Annotated in this window: 22 protein-coding genes; 6 read left to right on the top strand and 16 right to left on the bottom strand. The window is 37.4% G+C overall.

Features of this window, described 5'->3' with window-relative positions; genetic code table 11:
- The first annotated feature begins 8 nt into the window (after window positions 1-8).
- Both AC2VNP_RS20555 and AC2VNP_RS20560 read left to right on the top strand, forming a co-directional pair.
- Window positions 9-371 carry a DUF2512 family protein gene (locus tag AC2VNP_RS20555; protein ID WP_486919132.1) on the top strand — a complete coding sequence of 121 codons (363 nt, stop codon included), beginning with the start codon at window positions 9-11 and terminating at the stop codon, window positions 369-371.
- Between the two features lie 196 nt (window positions 372-567).
- Window positions 568-1,203 carry a spore coat protein gene (locus AC2VNP_RS20560; protein ID WP_486919134.1) on the top strand — a complete coding sequence of 212 codons (636 nt, stop codon included), beginning with the start codon at window positions 568-570 and terminating at the stop codon, window positions 1,201-1,203.
- 57 nt (window positions 1,204-1,260) lie between these two features.
- On the opposite strand, the gene AC2VNP_RS20565 is transcribed toward AC2VNP_RS20560, so the two are convergent.
- Complete coding sequence (locus AC2VNP_RS20565) at window positions 1,261-1,458, bottom strand: cysteine-rich CWC family protein (RefSeq protein WP_486919135.1); 198 nt, start codon at window positions 1,456-1,458, stop codon at window positions 1,261-1,263.
- A gap of 266 nt (window positions 1,459-1,724) precedes the next feature.
- Between AC2VNP_RS20565 and AC2VNP_RS20570 the strand changes: the two genes are divergently transcribed.
- The 3 genes from AC2VNP_RS20570 to AC2VNP_RS20580 are packed head-to-tail and all read left to right on the top strand — an operon-like array spanning window position 1,725 to window position 2,293.
- Window positions 1,725-1,895 carry a hypothetical protein gene (locus AC2VNP_RS20570; RefSeq protein WP_486919136.1) on the top strand — a complete coding sequence of 57 codons (171 nt, stop codon included), beginning with the start codon at window positions 1,725-1,727 and terminating at the stop codon, window positions 1,893-1,895.
- Between the two features lie 47 nt (window positions 1,896-1,942).
- Entirely contained in the window at window positions 1,943-2,077 is a 135-nt protein-coding gene (locus AC2VNP_RS20575; protein ID WP_486919138.1) for a hypothetical protein, read from the top strand.
- A gap of 39 nt (window positions 2,078-2,116) precedes the next feature.
- A complete protein-coding gene (locus AC2VNP_RS20580) occupies window positions 2,117-2,293 on the top strand; it encodes a YfhD family protein (RefSeq protein WP_418200438.1) in 177 nt (58 codons plus the stop codon).
- A gap of 259 nt (window positions 2,294-2,552) precedes the next feature.
- Here the strand turns inward: AC2VNP_RS20580 and AC2VNP_RS20585 are convergent, their stop codons facing one another.
- The 15 genes from AC2VNP_RS20585 to AC2VNP_RS20655 all read right to left on the bottom strand — a co-directional run bounded on the left by AC2VNP_RS20585 (window position 2,553) and on the right by AC2VNP_RS20655 (window position 16,805).
- The gene (locus AC2VNP_RS20585) at window positions 2,553-3,668 is read right to left on the bottom strand and encodes an NAD(P)/FAD-dependent oxidoreductase (protein ID WP_486919139.1); all 1,116 of its coding nucleotides are present in this window, start codon (window positions 3,666-3,668) and stop codon (window positions 2,553-2,555) included.
- A gap of 149 nt (window positions 3,669-3,817) precedes the next feature.
- A complete protein-coding gene (locus tag AC2VNP_RS20590) occupies window positions 3,818-3,970 on the bottom strand; it encodes a hypothetical protein (protein ID WP_486919140.1) in 153 nt (50 codons plus the stop codon).
- A gap of 245 nt (window positions 3,971-4,215) precedes the next feature.
- Entirely contained in the window at window positions 4,216-4,635 is a 420-nt protein-coding gene (locus AC2VNP_RS20595) for a universal stress protein (RefSeq protein WP_486919141.1), read from the bottom strand.
- Between the two features lie 174 nt (window positions 4,636-4,809).
- Window positions 4,810-5,769 carry a 6-phosphofructokinase gene (pfkA, locus tag AC2VNP_RS20600; RefSeq protein WP_486919156.1) on the bottom strand — a complete coding sequence of 320 codons (960 nt, stop codon included), beginning with the start codon at window positions 5,767-5,769 and terminating at the stop codon, window positions 4,810-4,812.
- Window positions 5,770-6,131: 362 nt separating this feature from the next.
- Entirely contained in the window at window positions 6,132-6,299 is a 168-nt protein-coding gene (locus AC2VNP_RS20605) for a hypothetical protein (RefSeq protein ID WP_486919142.1), read from the bottom strand.
- 309 nt (window positions 6,300-6,608) lie between these two features.
- Window positions 6,609-7,028: a universal stress protein gene (locus AC2VNP_RS20610; RefSeq protein ID WP_486919143.1), complete on the bottom strand. Its 420-nt coding sequence runs from the start codon at window positions 7,026-7,028 to the stop codon at window positions 6,609-6,611.
- A gap of 437 nt (window positions 7,029-7,465) precedes the next feature.
- Window positions 7,466-7,612 carry a hypothetical protein gene (locus AC2VNP_RS20615; protein ID WP_486919144.1) on the bottom strand — a complete coding sequence of 49 codons (147 nt, stop codon included), beginning with the start codon at window positions 7,610-7,612 and terminating at the stop codon, window positions 7,466-7,468.
- A gap of 183 nt (window positions 7,613-7,795) precedes the next feature.
- Window positions 7,796-9,238, bottom strand: a complete 1,443-nt coding sequence (locus AC2VNP_RS20620; RefSeq protein ID WP_486919145.1) for a carbon starvation CstA family protein — start codon at window positions 9,236-9,238, stop codon at window positions 7,796-7,798.
- A gap of 141 nt (window positions 9,239-9,379) precedes the next feature.
- A complete protein-coding gene (locus tag AC2VNP_RS20625; protein WP_486919147.1) occupies window positions 9,380-10,111 on the bottom strand; it encodes a LytR/AlgR family response regulator transcription factor in 732 nt (243 codons plus the stop codon).
- Window positions 10,112-10,123: 12 nt separating this feature from the next.
- Window positions 10,124-11,863 carry a LytS/YhcK type 5TM receptor domain-containing protein gene (locus AC2VNP_RS20630; RefSeq protein ID WP_486919148.1) on the bottom strand — a complete coding sequence of 580 codons (1,740 nt, stop codon included), beginning with the start codon at window positions 11,861-11,863 and terminating at the stop codon, window positions 10,124-10,126.
- Window positions 11,864-12,051: 188 nt separating this feature from the next.
- Entirely contained in the window at window positions 12,052-13,269 is a 1,218-nt protein-coding gene (locus AC2VNP_RS20635) for a NupC/NupG family nucleoside CNT transporter (RefSeq protein ID WP_486919149.1), read from the bottom strand.
- 331 nt (window positions 13,270-13,600) lie between these two features.
- On the bottom strand, window positions 13,601-13,978 hold the full coding sequence (locus AC2VNP_RS20640) for a spore coat protein (protein WP_486919150.1): 378 nt from the start codon (window positions 13,976-13,978) through the stop codon (window positions 13,601-13,603).
- Window positions 13,979-14,125: 147 nt separating this feature from the next.
- A complete protein-coding gene (locus tag AC2VNP_RS20645; protein WP_486919151.1) occupies window positions 14,126-15,043 on the bottom strand; it encodes a TIGR01777 family oxidoreductase in 918 nt (305 codons plus the stop codon).
- A 19-nt stretch (window positions 15,044-15,062) separates the two neighbouring features.
- Window positions 15,063-15,455 (bottom strand): thiol-disulfide oxidoreductase DCC family protein, encoded by a 393-nt coding sequence (locus tag AC2VNP_RS20650; RefSeq protein ID WP_486919153.1) that lies wholly within the window; start codon window positions 15,453-15,455, stop codon window positions 15,063-15,065.
- A gap of 501 nt (window positions 15,456-15,956) precedes the next feature.
- Window positions 15,957-16,805, bottom strand: coding sequence for an MBL fold metallo-hydrolase (locus AC2VNP_RS20655; protein WP_486919157.1), 849 nt, complete (start codon window positions 16,803-16,805; stop codon window positions 15,957-15,959).
- 232 nt (window positions 16,806-17,037) lie between these two features.
- Here AC2VNP_RS20655 and AC2VNP_RS20660 point away from each other — a divergent pair, with 232 nt between their 5' ends.
- Window positions 17,038-17,226, top strand: a complete 189-nt coding sequence (locus AC2VNP_RS20660; RefSeq protein ID WP_486919154.1) for a hypothetical protein — start codon at window positions 17,038-17,040, stop codon at window positions 17,224-17,226.
- The last annotated feature ends 157 nt before the right edge of the window (window positions 17,227-17,383 follow it).

The raw sequence follows: 17,383 nt of genomic DNA on the forward strand, positions 1-17,383 counted from the left end.
GTTAAATCATGAGCCATATTCAAGCACTACTTATAAAAACAGCAATGGCGGGAATTGTCCTACTTGTTGTATTGACGGGAATATATAATTACCCTGCCGGTGCTACGATAGGTTTAGCGGTTTTGATCGTCATTTTAAGTTATATTGTCGGAGATTTGGCTATACTTCAAGCGACCAATAATACCATTGCAACACTATCTGACTTAGTGTTAGCAACATTAATTATTTGGATAGTCGGTCCTTTTTTCCAAGGCGCATTCATCCCATTTTCGGTAGCGCTAATTTCAGCCATTATTATTTCTGCTGGTGAATGGGTTTTTCATAAGTTTTTCATTAGGTCTACCGAAGATGAATTAGAAACTCAAAGTTAAAACCGATATCGATTGAAGTTCCCCCTTTTGGTCAAGTGCGTGCCCAGATAATAGTTGCATGCTCTACCAGAGGGGGTTTTTTGACTAATCATGGTTCACTATTCCATTTAAATCCAATATCTTTTGTGAATTTATCTCGACCTTTAGATCACAATATGATTTGGGTAAGACCCAAAAAACATCTGGAGGCGTTTGAATGAATATCGCAGCACATGAACTTTTAGAAACTTCTGAAGCATTACGTACAAAGGCGGCTGAAATTGAGCAACACGGTGTATTTGCAGCACAGTGTAAGGATCAACAACTTAAGCAAATTTTAATGAGACACCAACAATCAATGCTTCAAGCCTACCAGCAAGGTGTAAGTATGATGCAAGGTAAAGGAGCTCAAATTACGCATCAAAGTCCCTCTTTTAATGCACAACATGTAAGTACGGGCATGCACCAACAAGTAACAATGTCTGCACCGATGACAAATACACAAACTCTCTCTGACCAAACAATCGCAACATTAGCTTTAAATGCTCATAAATCAGGTGCAGTGATGGGAATGCAGTGGGCAAACGAATGTGCAGACCCACAACTTCGTATGTATCATGTTAACGGCGCTAACATGTGTCAAGAAATGGGCTATGAGATTTGGAATTGGATGAACCAAAATGGCTACTATCAACCCCCTACCTTCTCAACTACTCAAACTTCCCAAATGACAGCAATGTTCCAACCAGCGGAAGCATCAATGAATGCCATCAATACAATGAATGCAATGAGTACAATGAATCCAACAATGAACCATTCTATGAATCAAATGCAAAATAACAATTACCAGTAATATTATAATTTGGGGACGAAACAAAAGAGCAGTGTTTTAGGATTCCTGCTCTTTTGATTATTTTTTAAGGCTACGTTTAAATTGATCCAAACAATTTTGGCATATACAGGAGCGATGGAGTTGATCTTTAGGTATTAGCTCGAAAATTTCTTTAGGAAAAGATTCTTTACTACACCAACAAGCCGACTCACTTTCTTCGTTTCCACAATGGTTCATTTCATTACAAAGTGGACACTTTTTTACATCAATTTTCATTTTCCCCTCACCTTTTCTAAGTTCACTTCTTTTAATCGTTTTAAGGTTGTATTTGTAATGTTATTCATGTTAGAGCATCTTTCTGACAAATACATTTTTATACGTCCATTTTACTAGTTTTTCCCGATAAAGTAAGTAAAACTTTTCTGGAATTCCACAATTTTAGCAAGCCTAACGATCTTAAAATTCAGGATAGTTTAACAAGGAAAAGAACAGATTAATTTATTGAAGTACATTTTATTGTAAAGGTAAAGGTGGTGGGTAATATGCCTCAAAGAAATGAACTTAATTTTTCTACAGGAGAACGAGTTATTGAAACTACAGATTATGTATGTGATGCCGGTGTAATGAAGCAATTTAAAAACAACGATACGTTTCCAGTCTGTCCTGTTAAGGGTGGAGAAACGACCTGGAGAAGGAAAGATAAAACGGAATAGCACGGCACATAATAAATTAAAGCACATCACTCAAAGGGAGACTTACGATGAAAAAGCATGAGAATAGAAACCACCCAACAATCGATGAGAGAGATGAGCAGTTACAGAACCAGGATGATATTAAAAATAGGGAAAACAAACCGGTTCCTCAACCCAAAGATTTTGAAGAAATTGAATATTAAGGGCTAATTATCTATTCTACTATAAAGGAGACAAACAATATGGGCAGACATCATAAACAAAAAGCACGCGACAAAAATAAAGCCGGATTACCACAAACACCAAAGAAAGACATCAAGACCGATGATCAAGATTTAGAGTTAGCAAAAGAGCTAGATGACCGTTATGAATTAAAAGCTCGACCAGGTTATGCACCGACAGAGGTAGACCGGAAATAAAGACAATTATTCAGGTGAACTCCAACCATCTACACAGGATACCAAACAGTGGGAACCTTTCCACTGTTTTTTTGAGGATCCTCTCTTAACTTTTCCTATGGTAGTTGTAAGAGAGGTTATTTTCACCTACATTTATGATATCCATTAGCTAGCAATTACGTAGCAAACTTATAGATAATTGTTAAAACTATTTTAACTAAAAATCGGTAGCAGGTACCTTTAGTACTGCACTTTACTAAAGGTACCTGCTACCGATACTTTATTCCAAAGCTCCTGCGACATCATATTGGCTTATGTCAATTTCCAATTGTTTTCCTAATGCTAGTTTGGCGAGTTCTGCACCTAAGTATGGCCCTGCAGTTAAACCAGAAGCTCCTAAGCCGTTGGCTACTAGAACGCCTTTAACATTCGGTACTGGTCCAATGACGGGTAGAAATCCTGGTGTGAATGGACGAAAACCAACTCTAGTTTCAAGAACTGTACTATCAGCTAACCCAGGTGCGATCATTAAAGCTTTATCAAATATTTCATGGAGACCGCCTGGAGTGACACGAGTATCGAAGCCTTTTTCATCTTCGTGGGTTGCGCCAACTACGACCCTACCGTTTTCAAATGCAAGTAAGTATTGATTATTAGGTGGCATTACAACCGGCCATTCGCTAGTGTCCATGTCCGGCATTTCCAAATGAACGATTTGGGCTTTTTGCGGTTTGACAATGAAATGAACCCCAAGCGGCTTAAGTAACTCGTTTGCCCACGCTCCCCCTGTGATGATCACTTGTTCCGCTTCAAATGTTTGGTCATTTACTGTAATACCTGAAACTTGATTACCCTTGTACTCTAATGAGGCTTCCCCTGTAACAATCGTTGCACCCATTGTTCTAGCTGCATTGATCATTGAGTCCCGAAGCGCTCTGCCATTTACTCGAGCACCCCCGCTTATATGGACAGCACCGTATTTATCCGAAAGAGGCGGAAATAGAGCTTTTGTTTCTGCAGGTGTTAATCGTGTAATTTCACCGATCTCTGGTGCATCCTCTTTTCGCTTTCTAGCCCGCTCCTCCATCTGGTCCAACTTTTTCTCATCTGTATGTAAACTAATCGCCCCTACTTTTGCATATCCTGTATTCGTTTCACCGATTTTTTCTAACTCCCGAATTAAAACTGGATAAAAACGAGCACCGTTTTTTACGAGTTGGTACCACGCTTTATTTCTACGTTGCGTTAGCCATGGACAAACGATCCCCGCTGCGGCATCTGTAGCCTGTCCGTTATCTTTCCGATCAACTAAGGTCACCTTAGCTCCTGTTTTCGCTAAATGATAGGCAGTTGAGGCTCCAAGTATCCCTGCTCCCACTACTATATATGTTTTCATTATAAAACACCTTTTCTATTTCAATTTCTGTTCATTTCATTATTTTACAAAACAATCGACCACCGAACAAACATTTATTAGTGTTTAAACAAAATAGAGACTGACAGCAAGTGTTCAGCCTCTTTAAAGAAATGTTACCCTATTAAAAATTACTCAGGAAGGCGATTTTTAAAGGCTTCCTTTTCCACTAAGTACCCATCATCCCCAGATGATTCGACTTTCGGCTCTTTTTGCTCGCCGTGTTTTGGGAACTCTCCAGGGTGACTCTTCTTTTTATGATTTAAGCTTTTTCCTCGTGCCATTTTTTTACCCCTCCTTCATAGTTCATACATGTTCATTTTTTTCTAAAATATGTCGACTTATGTATCGTTTGGTGAATTAGAGTAAGAATACAAAGGAGAAATTAGCTTGCTACAGAAAATGGCAGAGTTCGAAGCCATTTATTTAAGACTTATATTAAAAATCAAAATTCCCGATAATACACTAAAATACTCAGAAAAGAGATTACAACAGCTCAAACCTGTTATAACCTCTTCATACTCACTCATTATTTCACAATCATAACTGGACTCTTCACACGTTTTGCAACTTTATGACTAACGCTGCCAAGAACCATGCTTTGAAGACGGTTTAATCCTCTGCTGCCTAATAGTACGCAATCAAAGTCATGTTCGTTAGCATAATCGACAACAGTTGGCCCTGGCTCACCATGAAGTGTCTTAATCTCATACTTAACTCCTGCTTTGTCCAGCTTTTCGACAATCCCAGTAAGTCGTTCTTTTCGTTTATTTGCGACTTCAATCGATCCTCTATTATGAAGAACATCCGCTTTCGATGTTGCACTATCTACCACATAAATAATTTCAATAACAGCATCCTCATTACCATTTACTAGCGCAACTGCTTTTTCTGCTGCTCTTAAAGAATGCTCTGATCCGTCTGCCGCTAAAAGAATACGTTGAAACATATCATCACTACTCCCAAAAATTTCATTTTTATCTGTCTCTATCCATAGTATAACGAAAAGCTATACCGTTCAAGATATAGCTTTTCGTCAATTCAGTGTCCAGAAGCTTTCCAGGCACCATCACTTTTTAGCAACTTCGGCTTTCGGTAATGAATTTCAAGCGACCATACCTAATTATATAGACAAATGATGAGAGAGCTCGTACATCTTCTCATCAATGGTATGCTTTTTCTCTGAAACTTCAGCAATCGGATAATGAACAAGACGATTATTTTCAAGACCAACGGCTAATCCTTTTTTACCTTCTAATAGTAATTCTACCGCATAGGCCCCGAGTCTACTAGCTAGCACTCGATCGAAACCTGTTGGTTGTCCACCGCGCTGAAGGTGTCCAAGTACAGTAACCCTCGGCTCAAGATCGGTTTTATTTTTAATTTCTTCACCAATTTCCATGGCACTTCCGACACCTTCGGCCACCACAATAATACTATGTTTCTTTTCTCGTTTAGATCCTCGTTCTAACCTTTTAATAACTTCATCTATGTTGTAAGATACTTCAGGTATTAAAATCGTTTCCGCACCTGCAGCCAAACTACTCCAAAGCGCTAAATCACCTGCATGTCTTCCCATTACTTCAATTAAAAACGTTCGTTCATGTGAAGAAGCAGTATCACGGATCTTATCTATCGCTTGAATAATGGTGTTAAGTGCTGTATCAAATCCGATTGTAAAATCAGTGCCAGGAATGTCATTATCAATTGTACCCGGTACGCCAATAGTTGCAATCCCATGCTCTACAAGCTTATCTGCTCCACGATAGGAACCATCCCCACCAATGACGACCAACCCGTCAATACCTCGTTCTTGTAGTTGTTTTACCGCTTTTAATTGTCCTTCTTTCGTTCTAAATTCTTCACTCCTAGCAGAATGTAAAATTGTCCCTCCGCGGTGAATGATGTCACCTACAGACCCTAATTGAAACGGCTGAAGGTCTCCTTCGATCAAACCATTATAACCACGGTATACGCCAAACACTTCAAGGTCGTGATAAAGCGCTTTTCGAACGACTGCACGTACCGCAGCATTCATGCCTGGTGAGTCACCACCACTTGTTAAAACAGCTATTCGTTTCAGAATAACCACTCCTTCTTATGTAAAATTTTAATTTTTTTATCTATGTAGGGTTTTTACAGTAATGGAGTTTTTTACCCTTCAATAGGAGTAGTATCTTCTTTGTGGATATATTAAATTCATTTTTGGGGGACGAAACGTAAGTGTAGTTGGAGATATTTGTGGTTGTTATGGAACATCGATAGGGACAGCGAGATTTTCCATGGTTTGAATTATTTAAGATAAAAATATAATTCTGCTGAAATTTAATCACAAAACTTGTCACGATCGAAATTCAATTGTAAAATGAAAACAGTTTCATTGCAGATTCCTTGTAGGAAGGGAATCGAAAAAGGCTGCCATTTATCTGGTCAGCCTTTTCCTTTTTACTTGTCGGTAATTTGCAGCTGACGAAGTCTTGCTCTTTCTTTGATCATCGTGATTTCTGTTATACAACGTTTGATTTCATCTTCTGTTGCATGGTTTACCATTCGGTCAGTCAATTGTTCAATTTGATTAAGCTCTTCATCAGTTAAGAACTCTTCATTATTCATCATATCCACCTTTCTGTCATTTATTTTTAATTAATCTATCTAAGAAGAATGTATGTCTAGGAATAATTGTGAACGGAAGAACAAAGAGGAAATAAGAGGTATGTACTATTGTACTATAACACATATTTGTCACAATTAAAAACGATAACCATTTATATATATTTATTTATATTGTATGATAAAATTCGTAAATTTAATGTTTAACTTTCAACCCCATGTAAACAATAATTTAGGTAGCTAGGTTTCAATACCCAGCTACCAGCTACCGTTTAATTCATTCTATACATAAAGTAAACGCCTACAATGTTTCTACTTAACAATCATGACTGGACATTTAACTCGTTTAGCAACTTTGTGACTGACACTTCCTAGCACCATACTCTGCAATGTATTTAACCCTCTGCTCCCAATGACCAGACAATCAAAATTTTTATCATTGGCGTACTGGACGACAGTTGGTCCAGGTTCTCCACGTAATATATTGACTTGATGTTTAATTCCTTCCATCGTAAGAAGCTTTATAATGTCTTTTAACTTTTCTCGCCGTTGCTCTTCTATTTGTTTTGAGTCATTATTTTGAAGCGCATCTGCCTTAGAAGTAGACCCGTTGATGACGTAGATGACTTCAACTAAACTATTGGCTTGGTTCTTGACTAATTGAATCGCTTTTTCTGCAGCGCGTACCGAGTGTTTTGAACCATCTGCCGCTAAAAGTATTTGTTGAAACATCTCATCCCCTACTTTCTCTCTTTTAATTCATTATAGATTTATAATTGACGGAATATTCTAATAATATTTTATTAGCTAATGATTGCTCGTACCAATGGATGACCTATTGATCATTATTGCCAAAAAGCACAACAAAAAAACCTACTGGATCACAGCAGGTCTTTCAACATTTGTTAAAATTATAAGTTAGAAATGAAGGAAAAGGACATCATCTTCACTTTGGTTTTTTCAAACAATTACGAGTTCCAGCGAAAAGATATCACTTCTCCTCGTTACAGTATTAGCCCCACCTACGCTGAATACTACGATAGCCACAATTGCTATCCTGCCTACATTCACTATAAATGAAAACGCTTACATAGTCAATGGGTAGACATCACTTTTTCATAAAATTTCCTTTATTAGTATGTATATGCAATCACATTTAAACAAACTGCCTATAGATCTGATGAATCATCATAGTCGTAACGAAACCCATCATTTTGAGCTGTCGTTTCTTCATTTTGCTGGCGTTCGGAAGTATCCTGCATAGCCTGTTCATCATTACTAGCCGGACGGTTTTGATTTTTCTTAGACTCAGTCAATTTATTCCCTCCTATTTATTTAAATTTGTCCTAAGTATCATTTGTTCTTTTCCAAATTTATATACAAGAGAAACTGCTATCGCATTAATTAAGACTAGTGTTATAAAGTACATCTTTTTGGTCTACAAAGAAACCACTTGAGCATTTAGTAATGGCCCAAGTGGTCTTTGTATTTCATAATTATTATGCTGCGATCTTTTCATCCGCATCAATTTTAAATTCAGATTCTGCACGATTTAATTTTAACTTATAAGCAAACAATACAAGAATAATTACTGTACCTATACCTGCAGCTATATAAGATGTTGTCATTGGCAATCCAAACCCAATTGGTGCGTTAAAGATAAACGTAAGAGCAACCATAGTCATGAATGTTGCAGGGATCGAAGCCACCCAGTGGAATTTATACTGAATAGCTAAATACATCGCTCCAACGAATAATGCAATAGCACTAATTGCGGCATTGGTTACACCAAAGTATCTCCATAGTAATGTGAAATCCATGTTTGTTAAGATAAACGAGATTACGAATAACGGTAAAGCAATCCATAAACGACTGAATAGCTTGATTTGTGGTAGATTGATATATTCAGCGATAATCATACGAGCTGAACGGAACGCTGTATCTCCAGATGTAATTGGCAACACGATAACACCAAGTACTGCTAATGTACCACCAATTGCACCTAGTAATGTAAATGCAACTTCACTTACAACTAGACCCGCACCACCTGTAGCGATTAATTCACTTAAATCTTGTCCGTAGAAAAGACTCATCGCTGCAGCTGCCCAGATCATCGCAATAATACCTTCAACAATCATCATTCCGTAAAATACTTTACGGCCATTTCGTTCATTTTGCAGGGTTCTTGAAATAATCGGTGACTGTGTCGCGTGGAACCCAGAAATCGCACCACATGCGATTGTAATCATCAGTAATGGGAAGATCGCTGCTCCTGACGGGTGCATATTTTGTAATGTTAATTCAGGAATTGGTGCACCTGTTACAATCAGCATCCCACCTACACCGATTGCACTAATTAAAAGAAGTGCTCCTAAGATCGGATAAATTCTTCCAATAATTTTATCAACAGGTAACAACGTAGCGATAATATAGTAAACAAAAATGGCTCCAGTAATAATTCCTAATGCAATCACGCCATCCATTAAGCTAAACAACAATCCAGCAGGTGCAGTCACGAAAACGGTTCCAACTAGAAGTAGCAGAAGAACAGCAACGGCATTAACGATATGCTTCATACCCGTTCCTAAAAACTTACCAGCAAGTTGTGGTAAATGGGCTCCTTTATTACGGATGGAAATCATGCCTGTTAAATAGTCATGAACAGCTCCTGCAAAAATTGCCCCAACGACGATCCAGATAAAAGCGACTGGACCATAAAGCGCACCCATAATTGGGCCGAAAATTGGACCGACTCCAGCAATGTTTAATAACTGGATTAAAGAGTTACGATTGGTTCCCATTGGAATGTAGTCCACTCCATCTTTCATACTATATGCTGGTGTTTGTCTTGCCTCTTTTACACCGAAAATTCTTTCTATTAACTTACCGTACGTATAATAACCGATAATTAAAAGTGCAATAGCAATTAAAAATGTAAACATATATGAACACCTCTTTCTGTTTTGAATGCGTTTTCATCATACTATTATTCTAGCATCTTTGAACAATTTGTGACGAAAACCTGTTCAACATGTCGAAAGAGGATGTTAACATGCATGTATTTAAGTATATTCGGTAAAAAATCAAAGCTCCAAACGTTCTCTTAGCGATTTTACATAGTTCCGACTAACAGGAATTTCATCTTGCTTACCTTCCACTTTTAATTGGTAGGCACCATTAAACCATGGAATGAGTTCTTCAATTTTATCTAGATTTACCAAGTAACTCTTATGTGTTCTGAAAAACGGATACCCTTTCAATTTTTCTTCTAATTCTTTAATTGGTGTTTTCAAACTAAACTTCCTGTCTTGTGTACAAATAATCGTCTCCCTTTCCTCACGATATAAATACACAATTTCGGATGGGGATAAGTAGACGATTCGCCCTTCGTCTTCTACTGCTAAGCGTGCAATTGGACTGACTTGGTCGCTTTTGTCATCCCGTTTTAGACGTTCCTTTACTCTCGTCATTGTTTCAAAAAGCTGCTCTTCATCAAATGGTTTAAGTAAATAATCTACAGCATCGACACGAAACGCTTTAGCTGCGTAATTTGGGTAAGCAGTAGCAAAGATGATAAGTGGTGTCTTTTTCATGTTTTGGATCGCACGTGCTAAATCTAAACCTGACATTTGTGGCATTTCAATATCGATAAACGCAATATCAGGCTCTTTCATCATAATCATTTCAAGCCCTTTTTCTCCAGATTCGGCTTCGGCAATAATTTCAATATCGTTAAAACTTTCTAAGAGAAATTTCAGCTCATCACGACTTAAAGGCTCATCATCAATAATGATCGTCTTCATTTTTCTATTCATACTAAGGTTTCCTCACTTTTTTCCTATTGTAAACGATATACTTGTCCCTTGATTTACAGCACTTTCAACTTGCAGTGTTGCTGTATCTCCATACATCATTTGTAAGCGACGATTTAAGTTATAAAGTCCAATCCCAGTTCCAGTTTTAGAGGCAACACCTTCTTGTCCTAATTCTAATTGCCTCTCTTCTGTCATACCGACACCGTTATCTTGAACTGTAATGGTTACATACTCCTGATGTTTTCGGATCCGAATTAAGATAAAACTATCATCTGTTAATTGTTTTACCCCATGCTTGATTGCATTTTCTACAATCGGCTGTAACGTCATTGGCGGAACTTTGTAATGAAATACACCCTCGTCAATTTCATATATAATGGTTAGCTTATCGGCAAACCTCGCTTCTTCGATCGATAAATAAGCTCTAACGTGTTTTAATTCATCCTCTAGTGTCACTTCTGTTGCCGTCGTTCCAGCTAAGTTTTGTCTGAAGAAATGGGAGAGTGAAATTAGTAATTTCCTCGCTTTCATTGGATCTGTTCGGATGAGTGCAACTATGGTGTTTAATGCATTGAATAAAAAGTGAGGACTGACTTGTGCTTGCAATGCTTTAATTTCAGCCTGTTTAGCAAGCTCTAAATGTCGCTCTACTTCTGACAACTCCAGTTGATGACTTAACAAGGTGGATAAACCTTTGCTTAACTCAATAATCATCGGTGAAATTTGTTTTTCTGACTTAAAGTAAAATTTGATCGTACCAATTGTTTCTTCCTTTAACTTGAGTGGAGCAATCACCGCTGCCTGAAGAGGACACTCATTATGTCTACATCGAATTTCCCATGAATGAGCGATTACGAGCCGCCCTTCTCTTAAAACCCGTTTCGTTGCCTCTGTTTTTATTTCTTCATTCGCTAGATGATGTTCTTCACCTTCGCCGACAAAAGCTAACACTTTATCTTTGTTCGTAACGGAAACAGCATCAGCATCAATTTCCTTCAGCAAGATTTCGCACGTTGGTTGTGCCGTTTTCCTAGATAAGCCACTGCGTAAATATTTTAAAGTTAAATCGGCGAGTTTAAGTGCTTTTTGGGCTTGAAGCGAGCCTCTCTTTTCCTCTTCATTTAGGACATTACGAATAATTAAAATAAAGATTGCCGTTCCGATTCCATTGGCAATAATCATTGGGATACCAATATTTTCAACGAGTCTTAATGCTTGGTCATATGGCCTTGCCATGATTAAAATTAATGCCATTTGAACAGCTTCTGCAGCCATTCCGACGAAAAGAGCTGTTTTAATCGAGACAATATTGTTACGTTCTTTCGTTTTTTTATAAAAGTACCCTGCAATTAAACCCGAAATAATTGCTGATAAACCACAAGCTAAACCTGTAAATCCCCCTAACAAAAAACGGTGAACTCCAGCAATAACACCAGCCCCTAATCCAACAGCCCATCCACCGAGCAATCCGGCTACCACGACGCCAATCACTCGGTAATTAGCAATGGCTTCGCTTTCCCCAACATCAAGAACGATCCGGCTATATGTTGCATCGGAAACATTTATCGTTATGCCGGAATAGGTCCCGATAATACCAAATAATCCGAAAATGACAATGACAGCTACCTTATGTGACTTAGAAATTTCTTGTTTATCGATTAAATGACGTACAAATTTTAAGCGCGTCAAAACAAATGCTACTGCAATAATAATGCCAAGTCTTTCAATCATGACAAATAAAAGTTCCCACATATTCGTAACTCCTAAAATTCAATTGTTCGTATGCTATAAGATAGTATACACTTGTTTGTTGCATATTTCTAAGTAATGAACTTGCAAATATTGTATGTTAAATAGCAGAAATAAAAACGTCAAAAAACCTCCATATCGTATCATGATTAGTGACCAACGATTAAGAGGTTTTTTTCTAGCTTATTTAATTAAAGTAACATTCCAGCAATAGCAGCACTTAATAATGAAGCCAGTGATCCTGCTAGTACAGCACGTAAACCAAGGCGAGCAATGTCACTACGGCGATCTGGAGCTAGTCCACCAAGTCCACCTAAAAGTATCGCCATTGAACTTAAGTTGGCAAATCCGCACAGCGCAAAACTAACAACCGCAACTGTTTTATCCGTTAATTCTGGAATTTCAGGAGCAAAAGATGCATACGCAACGAACTCATTTAACACAATTTTTTGGCCGATAAAACTTCCTGCTGCTAAAGCTTCCGACCATGGTACCCCAACAGCAAACGCGATCGGTGCAAAAAGAACGCCTAATATCATATCCAGCGTTAGCCCTTCAAATCCAAACCAACCGCCAACACCGCTTAATATACCGTTTATTAAAGCTATTAAAGCGATAAATGCCAGTAGCATCGCACCGACGTTGAGCGCTAGTTGAAGGCCTACACCAGCTCCGCGTGCTGCGGCGTCAATGATGTTGGCAGATTCAGTATCTTTCTCGATCTTAACATCGTCAGTTGTTTTAACTATTTCCGTTTCAGGAATAATCATTTTTGCCATAATGAGACCTGCTGGTGCTGCCATAAAGCTAGCCGCTAACAAATATTCTAACGGTACGCCTAGTAGTGAATAACCGATTAAAACGGACCCAGCTACAGACGCAAGTCCCCCAGTCATAACAGCAAATAGTTCAGAATTCGTCATCTTACTTAAGTAAGGACGTACAACAAGAGGTGCTTCCGTTTGACCAACAAATATGTTAGCTGCCGCTGACATCGATTCAGCTTTACTAGTACCTAAAACTTTTGAAAGTGCTCCACCAATTAATAAAATCAGCCATTGCATAACACCCATATAATAAAGTACAGAAATGAGTGCCGAAAAGAAAATAATAACGGTAAGCACTTGAAAAGCAAAGACAAACCCAATATTCGCTCCTTCCACAAATAAACCACCGAATAAAAAGTCAATTCCTTCATTTGCATAACCAATAATATCTGTCACCCTTAATGTTAACCATTGAAGTGCCGCGCGACCCATGTCCCATTTTAATACGATAAAAGCAAATGTCAGCTGGATTGCTAATCCTCCAAGAATCGTTTGTAATTTAATCGCTTTACGATTCGTCGAGAATAGAAACGCGAGCAAAAAAACTGTAATAATCCCGAAAATACCCCATAAAAAATTCATAAAACACTAACCTTCCCTAGTCTTTTTCATGATGTTGTAACTTACTAGTTTGTCCAGTTTGACAATTCTAGTTGACTGAAAGCTTATAAAACGGTTACAAACAAGTTTTATAAAGTTGAGCTTATGTAAAAAACACGAAAGTTGTACCGTCCCTCCTAAAACTAATAACAAAATCATGATGTATGATGTCTGACATCATACTACCGTTGACTATTATAAAGGGTTATATTTTATTAGTAAATAGCTATTTTGAAATAATTTTATGTAACTAGATAAGTGAAAACGTGGAAAAGGCTGACCTGGTATAGTCAGCCTTTTCGAAAAAAATAAATTATAGAACATCTATTTCAACTAGCAACGCGATTAGAAGTTGAAGCAGGACTTGGATGTTTGCAGCGATTTGTGTGTCTGTTGTTGTAACATCAACATTTTGTGAACCATCGATAACGATTTTTTGTACCGTTTGTTGTTTGATTTTTGAAGTTTGTAACAATTCTTGTGTAATTGTATCAGCTTTAGTACTATCTGCAATGGCAATGTTTACAATTAATGCAATGACAGCTTGTAAAGAAGCTTGTAAAGAGATTGCAGCTTTCGTATCTGTTGTATTCACTGTAACATCACATGAATTTAGGATATGAATTAACTCCTCAGAGCTTTGAATCTCTTTATTTACATTTGCAGCTTCTAAATCAATTTGGTTACTCATTAATGAGGTCCTCCTTTACTCGTGATAGTTTACCTTATGTAAAATGTCCAATAATGATATGGACAACTGCACAGGGCATCTGCTGATTTTTTTAAAGGAGGTGATGAAACAAGTTCGTACAATCATTCTTTTTAAGTAAAAAATTATTTACTTATGAATTAAATCCTCTAAAGTCCCTTCCAGGTCAGTAAACTGAAATTCAAACTCTTTCTCTTGCAGTTTTTTGGGAATACAGTTTCTTCCGGTTAAAGCAAGACTAGGTTCTGTTCTCATGAAGAGGTAGGCACCTAGCCATACAAATGGTGTTGGTGCGGGCGGACTCCAGCCTTTCCCCATGACTTTACGTAACTTCTGCATAAACTCTTTGTTAGTAACTGGGTTGGGCCCCGTTGCATTGAATACTCCAGTATAGTTTTCATTTTCAATCGATTGAAAAAACATCTCATTCAAATCGTCAATATGTAACCAACTAATAAACTGTTTACCAGTTCCTACTGTTCCACCTAAGTTCATTTTGGTTAATGTTATTAATGGATCGAGAGCACCACCATTTTTTCCTAATGCAAAACCAATTCGAAGTATTACTTGTCTTGTCTCTGGTAGTGTTTCTTTAAAGAATTCTTCTTCCCACTGCTTACAAACATCCACTGAAAACCCGTCTCCAAGCTTAGAATCCTCATCACATACTTCTCGAGTATCACCAAAAATGGCTAGAGAACCCGCTTGAACAAAAGATTGAGGTGGATCCTCACATTTTTTTATGGCTTCTTTTAATACTTTAACAGAGTTAAGTCTTGATAAAATGATTTCTTCTTTATTCGCCTTAGTGTAAATGCAATTAACACTTTTACCAGTGAAGTTAACGATTGCGTAACTGCGATCGATTTCTTTCTGCCACTGGTCATCGAGATTTTTTCCATTCCAATGTATATATCGAATGGTATCCTGTTCTTTGGACACGCCCCTTGTCAGGATAACGACTTTATAACCTTTCCCGATCAAAAAATGTGCTAGCGAATTTCCTAAAAAACCAGACCCGCCTGCTAAAATGATTTTTTTACTCATCCAATCAAGCCCTTCCCTTTTAATCTAAAAATCTCTTTCGTTGTTCTGGTGTTGGGAGCATACAACTTTCTCTTTGACCGAACCAACGATAGCGATTTTGGGCGATAAAATTGTAGACGATATTTCTAATGGGTGTTGGAATGAAACGAAAGATAACCATTAACCTCCAAAAACCATCTAAATACTTACAAACACGTAGAGCAGCACTCGATTTAATGAACGGTTTGTCATTGTCAATTAAAACAAAAGTGCTCATATCATGAGGTAAATGATATTGATCTAATAGTCTTTTCCCTATTTCACTTTGAAGGGAAGCAAATTTAAAATAGCCACGTTTATCCCTTTTTAAAATAAATTGAACACTATGATGACAAAAGTTACAAACCCCATCAAATAAAACAATTCCGCCCATTACGGTCACCACCTCTAGCTATAATTTAGTAATACAGCTTCTAAAAACACCTATAGTTTAACATATTATACCAAACAAAATAAAAAACACCCCTTTAAAGAGGTTTTTTAATTGATAGCCTGATAACCTATTACTTATCTTTTTTAACAAAATAATAGAATGAGTGTTGCGAGCAGTCCAAGTATAATAGAGAGTAAAAACCAGTTAAACCCTGTTCTATTTTTTTCCTTGTGCTAACCCCGGATTAATCAGATCCAGTGTTCCCCAACCGACAAAAAATTGATTTTCCTTTTTAACTCTCCCCTTCCAACGCTAACATATCATTCAATATGAGTTTAACATCTCTAGTAACTAACACGAACTTTGTGTGGTCATGTGAATTACATTTTATTTATATTTCGAATACGACTTACTATACGATAAATATCATGAAGAAGCTTTAAAAACACTAATGTGTGTCTCCAAAGCTTTTTTCTACTTTTAAAAAGATTTTTATCCTTGCTAATGCTTATGATTCTGTCCCACATATTTTCCGTAATCTGGAACAGCAATTCGCCCAAAATCATCTGCAAGTATCTTTAAATTTCTTGTAAGCTCCTCACCAATCATCGGTAATCCATGTCCTGTTATCGCAAGAGAAGGCTTTAATGCTTCTAACTTTTTAACTGACTCCCATGCTGACTTCCAGTCGGGGGTAAAATAACGAGGAGGCCCACTTATCTCCTTTTCTTGAGTAAGAACAGCATATAATGATTCTTGTTTTACAGTTACAAAAGCATCTCCTACAATCAGTGCCCCGTCTTCATCTCTAAAATAGGAAACATGACCAGGTGTATGACCAGGCGTATGTACCCAACAAAAGCCCTCCATTTCAGGAACAGTTCCGTTTGATGGTAACGGTTGTACATGTTTACCTAAGTTAATCGGCTCATTCGGAAAAATAGACGACATTTTTGCAATCATACCACCTTCAACTGTCGGGTCAGGATCTGGGTAACTTTGCTCGCCTGTAAGAAAAGGTAATTCTAATGGATGGGCATACACTGGTACCTTCCAATGCTTTATCAACTCCAAAATAGCACCAACATGGTCAAAATGACCATGAGTTAGAAAGATTGCCTTTGGACGACTGTTTACGCCAAACCGTTCTTCAGTCGCATCAATAATTTCATCAGCTGAGCCAGGCATGCCCGCATCAACTAAAACAAAATCACCGGCATCACGATGTCCGACTAAACAAATATTTACAATACGTACGTTATAACTATACAAATCAGGCAGAATTTCTAACCCTTGGCCACTAGTTGCTGAAATAGCGGGAATGGGCTTATAATCAGTACCATATGTCATAGGTTGTTGTTCCATATTGATTTCCTCTTTTCTCTCTACTTATCATATCAACTCTAATATTTAACTTTCGAACATGAATTATGTAACCAATAATTAGTTCTTTTTTATTTAGAAAGAGGATCTATTATCTAATTCCTTAAATTTTAAAAGCAAATATTTTATATAGGTAATGCACTAAAGAACTCTCTTTTCATATATTGTGTATATATCCTACATATGAGGAGGAGCATATATGAAAATCGAAAAGAAATTCACAAGTTATGGCTACGATCTCCTTATTAATAACGTTTTGCATAAGCGTTGTTTAACTTGTAACGTATGGTATGAGTTTAATGGTGAAATCGGTTGCTGTAAGCATTGCATCGAGAATATCCAACATAAAAATAAACAATTTCAAGAAAAACAAGTCAAAACCACATAAAAATAGCACAATCCTCTAAGGATTGTGCTTTCATGATTCTCTCAAAACTGGATAATGTGCTAGAAAATTCAACGCTTTATTGTTGTCTAGCTTCAATGCCTAGATTTTTGTGTCGTTTCACTTCTTCAGTTGAAGTTACCACTTCGCCTTCTGAAGC

It is taken from the genome of Alkalihalobacterium sp. TH-98 (genome assembly GCF_057473385.1).

What these genes read in the sequence shown, in the direction of transcription:
- AC2VNP_RS20630 (WP_486919148.1), bottom strand. Translation starts at nt 11,863, where the DNA reads ATGTGGGAACTTTTATTTGTCATGATTGAAAGACTTGGCATTATTATT.
- AC2VNP_RS20635 (WP_486919149.1), bottom strand. Translation starts at nt 13,269, where the DNA reads ATGAATTTTTTATGGGGTATTTTCGGGATTATTACAGTTTTTTTGCTC.
- AC2VNP_RS20620 (WP_486919145.1), bottom strand. Translation starts at nt 9,238, where the DNA reads ATGTTTACATTTTTAATTGCTATTGCACTTTTAATTATCGGTTATTAT.
- AC2VNP_RS20640 (WP_486919150.1), bottom strand. Translation starts at nt 13,978, where the DNA reads ATGAGTAACCAAATTGATTTAGAAGCTGCAAATGTAAATAAAGAGATT.
- AC2VNP_RS20645 (WP_486919151.1), bottom strand. Translation starts at nt 15,043, where the DNA reads ATGAGTAAAAAAATCATTTTAGCAGGCGGGTCTGGTTTTTTAGGAAAT.
- AC2VNP_RS20625 (WP_486919147.1), bottom strand. Translation starts at nt 10,111, where the DNA reads ATGAATAGAAAAATGAAGACGATCATTATTGATGATGAGCCTTTAAGT.
- AC2VNP_RS20555 (WP_486919132.1), top strand. Translation starts at nt 9, where the DNA reads ATGAGCCATATTCAAGCACTACTTATAAAAACAGCAATGGCGGGAATT.
- AC2VNP_RS20660 (WP_486919154.1), top strand. Translation starts at nt 17,038, where the DNA reads ATGAAAATCGAAAAGAAATTCACAAGTTATGGCTACGATCTCCTTATT.
- AC2VNP_RS20605 (WP_486919142.1), bottom strand. Translation starts at nt 6,299, where the DNA reads ATGAATAATGAAGAGTTCTTAACTGATGAAGAGCTTAATCAAATTGAA.
- AC2VNP_RS20575 (WP_486919138.1), top strand. Translation starts at nt 1,943, where the DNA reads ATGAAAAAGCATGAGAATAGAAACCACCCAACAATCGATGAGAGAGAT.
- AC2VNP_RS20580 (WP_418200438.1), top strand. Translation starts at nt 2,117, where the DNA reads ATGGGCAGACATCATAAACAAAAAGCACGCGACAAAAATAAAGCCGGA.
- AC2VNP_RS20595 (WP_486919141.1), bottom strand. Translation starts at nt 4,635, where the DNA reads ATGTTTCAACGTATTCTTTTAGCGGCAGACGGATCAGAGCATTCTTTA.
- AC2VNP_RS20570 (WP_486919136.1), top strand. Translation starts at nt 1,725, where the DNA reads ATGCCTCAAAGAAATGAACTTAATTTTTCTACAGGAGAACGAGTTATT.
- AC2VNP_RS20610 (WP_486919143.1), bottom strand. Translation starts at nt 7,028, where the DNA reads ATGTTTCAACAAATACTTTTAGCGGCAGATGGTTCAAAACACTCGGTA.
- AC2VNP_RS20565 (WP_486919135.1), bottom strand. Translation starts at nt 1,458, where the DNA reads ATGAAAATTGATGTAAAAAAGTGTCCACTTTGTAATGAAATGAACCAT.
- AC2VNP_RS20560 (WP_486919134.1), top strand. Translation starts at nt 568, where the DNA reads ATGAATATCGCAGCACATGAACTTTTAGAAACTTCTGAAGCATTACGT.
- AC2VNP_RS20585 (WP_486919139.1), bottom strand. Translation starts at nt 3,668, where the DNA reads ATGAAAACATATATAGTAGTGGGAGCAGGGATACTTGGAGCCTCAACT.
- AC2VNP_RS20655 (WP_486919157.1), bottom strand. Translation starts at nt 16,805, where the DNA reads ATGACATATGGTACTGATTATAAGCCCATTCCCGCTATTTCAGCAACT.
- AC2VNP_RS20590 (WP_486919140.1), bottom strand. Translation starts at nt 3,970, where the DNA reads ATGGCACGAGGAAAAAGCTTAAATCATAAAAAGAAGAGTCACCCTGGA.
- AC2VNP_RS20650 (WP_486919153.1), bottom strand. Translation starts at nt 15,455, where the DNA reads ATGGGCGGAATTGTTTTATTTGATGGGGTTTGTAACTTTTGTCATCAT.